We start from the raw sequence: 3,699 nt of genomic DNA on the forward strand, positions 1-3,699 counted from the left end.
TGGGAGGTCGTAATTTTTTTACGGAGAGTTTGATCCTGGCTCAGGACGAACGCTGGCGGCGTGCTTAACACATGCAAGTCGAACGATGAAGCCCAGCTTGCTGGGTGGATTAGTGGCGAACGGGTGAGTAACACGTGAGTAACCTGCCCTTGACTCTGGGATAAGCGCTGGAAACGGCGTCTAATACCGGATACGACCTGCCCCGGCATCGGGTGCGGGTGGAAAGTTTTTCGGTCAAGGATGGACTCGCGGCCTATCAGCTAGTTGGTGAGGTAATGGCTCACCAAGGCGACGACGGGTAGCCGGCCTGAGAGGGTGACCGGCCACACTGGGACTGAGACACGGCCCAGACTCCTACGGGAGGCAGCAGTGGGGAATATTGCACAATGGGCGAAAGCCTGATGCAGCAACGCCGCGTGGGGGATGACGGCCTTCGGGTTGTAAACCTCTTTTAGTAGGGAAGAAGGGCTTCGGCTTGACGGTACCTGCAGAAAAAGCACCGGCTAACTACGTGCCAGCAGCCGCGGTAATACGTAGGGTGCAAGCGTTGTCCGGAATTATTGGGCGTAAAGAGCTCGTAGGCGGTTTGTCGCGTCTGCTGTGAAAACCCGAGGCTCAACCTCGGGCCTGCAGTGGGTACGGGCAGACTAGAGTGCGGTAGGGGAGAATGGAATTCCTGGTGTAGCGGTGGAATGCGCAGATATCAGGAGGAACACCGATGGCGAAGGCAGTTCTCTGGGCCGTTACTGACGCTGAGGAGCGAAAGCGTGGGGAGCGAACAGGATTAGATACCCTGGTAGTCCACGCCGTAAACGTTGGGAACTAGATGTGGGGACCTTTCCACGGTCTCCGTGTCGCAGCTAACGCATTAAGTTCCCCGCCTGGGGAGTACGGCCGCAAGGCTAAAACTCAAAGGAATTGACGGGGGCCCGCACAAGCGGCGGAGCATGCGGATTAATTCGATGCAACGCGAAGAACCTTACCAAGGCTTGACATATACCGGAAACTTCCAGAAATGGTTGCCCCGCAAGGTCGGTATACAGGTGGTGCATGGTTGTCGTCAGCTCGTGTCGTGAGATGTTGGGTTAAGTCCCGCAACGAGCGCAACCCTCGTTCTATGTTGCCAGCACGTCATGGTGGGAACTCATAGGAGACTGCCGGGGTCAACTCGGAGGAAGGTGGGGATGACGTCAAATCATCATGCCCCTTATGTCTTGGGCTTCACGCATGCTACAATGGCCGGTACAAAGGGCTGCGATACCGTAAGGTGGAGCGAATCCCAAAAAGCCGGTCTCAGTTCGGATTGAGGTCTGCAACTCGACCTCATGAAGTCGGAGTCGCTAGTAATCGCAGATCAGCAACGCTGCGGTGAATACGTTCCCGGGCCTTGTACACACCGCCCGTCAAGTCATGAAAGTCGGTAACACCCGAAGCCAGTGGCCTAACCGCAAGGAGGGAGCTGTCGAAGGTGGGATCGGTGATTAGGACTAAGTCGTAACAAGGTAGCCGTACCGGAAGGTGCGGCTGGATCACCTCCTTTCTAAGGAGCATCTGGACACCGCAGGGTGTTCCAGGCGCCAGATCAAAGCGAATGTCTTTGCTGGTAGCTCATGGGTGGAACATTGAACTAGGTGCTCGGTGAGATCGTCTCGCGTCAGTACAGCCTTCGGGTTGGGAACGCGTCGGGGCGGTGGAGTCGGGTACATGCACGCTGTTGGGTCCTGAGGGACCGGGCCGGCTGCCTTCGGGTGGCGGGGTCGACTCTCCGGATCCTTTTCTCACGCCTGGGTGTGTGGGAGAGGGATACCGCCCGTATTTTGAGAACTACACAGTGGACGCGAGCATCTTAGATTCACGGCTTCGGTCGTGGATCGACAAGATTCGCATGGCGCGGCTTTCGGGCTGTGGTCATGCAAATCATTGGATCTGCAACTTTTCGAGTTGTAGTTTCTTAACTCATGTGATTAGCAAGTTCATAAGAGCAAACGGTGAATGCCTTGGCATCTGGAGCCGAAGAAGGACGTCGTAATCTGCGATAAGCCTCGGGGAGCTGATAAACGAGCTGTGATCCGAGGATTTCCGAATGGGGAAACCCCGCCAGGCCCCTTGTGGTGACCTGGTGACTCCCGCCTGAATATATAGGGCGGGTAGAGGGAACGTGGGGAAGTGAAACATCTCAGTACCCACAGGAAGAGAAAACAACAGTGATTCCGTCAGTAGTGGCGAGCGAACGCGGAAGAGGCTAAACCGAGTCATGTGTGATACCCGGCAGGGGTTGCATGGCCGGGGTTGTGGGACTTTTCGTTCCGGTCTGCCGGCCGGTGAACGTTACAGCGCATCATAGACGAACAGGTTTGAACGCCTGGCCAGAGCGGGTGCGAGCCCCGTAGTCGAAATGGTGTTATGGCGTGAAGAGTATCCCAAGTAGCACGGGGCCCGAGAAATCCCGTGTGAATCTGTCAGGACCACCTGATAAGCCTAAATACTCCCAGATGACCGATAGCGGACAAGTACCGTGAGGGAAAGGTGAAAAGTACCCCGGGAGGGGAGTGAAATAGTACCTGAAACCGTTTGCTTACAAACCGTCGGAGCCTCCTTGTAGGGGTGACGGCGTGCCTTTTGAAGAATGAGCCTGCGAGTTAGTGCTCTGTGGCGAGGTTAACCCGTGTGGGGCAGCCGTAGCGAAAGCGAGTCCGAATAGGGCGATTCAGTCGCAGGGTCTAGACCCGAAGCGAAGTGATCTATCCATGGCCAGGTTGAAGCGACGGTAAGACGTCGTGGAGGACCGAACCCACTTCAGTTGAAAATGGAGGGGATGAGCTGTGGATAGGGGTGAAAGGCCAATCAAACTTCGTGATAGCTGGTTCTCTCCGAAATGCATTTAGGTGCAGCGTTGCGTGTTTCTTGCCGGAGGTAGAGCTACTGGATGGCCGATGGGGCCCAAAAGCTTACTGACGTCAGCCAAACTCCGAATGCCGGTAAGTGAGAGCGCAGCAGTGAGACTGTGGGGGATAAGCTTCATAGTCGAGAGGGAAACAACCCAGACCACCAACTAAGGTCCCTAAGCGCGTGCTAAGTGGGAAAGGATGTGGAGTTGCACAGACAACCAGGAGGTTGGCTTAGAAGCAGCCACCCTTGAAAGAGTGCGTAATAGCTCACTGGTCAAGTGATTCCGCGCCGACAATGTAACGGGGCTCAAGCACGCCACCGAAGTTGTGGCATTGACATTAGTGGTAGGCCTTCGTGGTCCAGCCGTGTTGATGGGTAGGAGAGCGTCGTGTGGCGAGTGAAGCGGCGGTGTGAACCAGCCGTGGATGCCACACGAGTGAGAATGCAGGCATGAGTAGCGAAAGACGGGTGAGAAACCCGTCCTCCGGAAGACCAAGGGTTCCAGGGTCAAGCTAATCTTCCCTGGGTAAGTCGGGACCTAAGGCGAGGCCGACAGGCGTAGTCGATGGACAACGGGTTGATATTCCCGTACCGGCGAAGAACCGCCCAAGACAATCCAGTAGTGCTAAGTATCTGAATCCCTTTGATGGATCCCTTCGGGGTGAAGCGTTGGGCCTAGCGTACGACCCCGTGCTGGTGCGTTTAGCGTATTAACAGGTGTGACGCAGGAAGGTAGCCGAGCCGGGCGATGGTTGTCCCGGTCTAAGGATGTAGGGCGAACGATAGGCAAATCCGTCGTTCACACAGCCT

Annotated in this window: 2 rRNA genes (1 of these 2 only partly in view); both read left to right on the forward strand. The window is 56.0% G+C overall.

Annotated elements, in window-relative coordinates:
* The first annotated feature begins 17 nt into the window (after positions 1-17).
* Positions 18-1,540: ribosomal RNA gene (locus C5D44_RS17335) — 16S ribosomal RNA — on the forward strand.
* Between the two features lie 425 nt (positions 1,541-1,965).
* Positions 1,966-3,699, forward strand: a 23S ribosomal RNA gene (locus C5D44_RS17340); it runs 1,481 nt beyond the window's last position.
* Together the 16S and 23S rRNA genes form the textbook arrangement of a ribosomal RNA operon.

It is taken from the genome of Rathayibacter sp. AY1B5 (assembly GCF_002932795.1).
Classification (GTDB): Bacteria; Actinomycetota; Actinomycetes; order Actinomycetales; family Microbacteriaceae; genus Rathayibacter.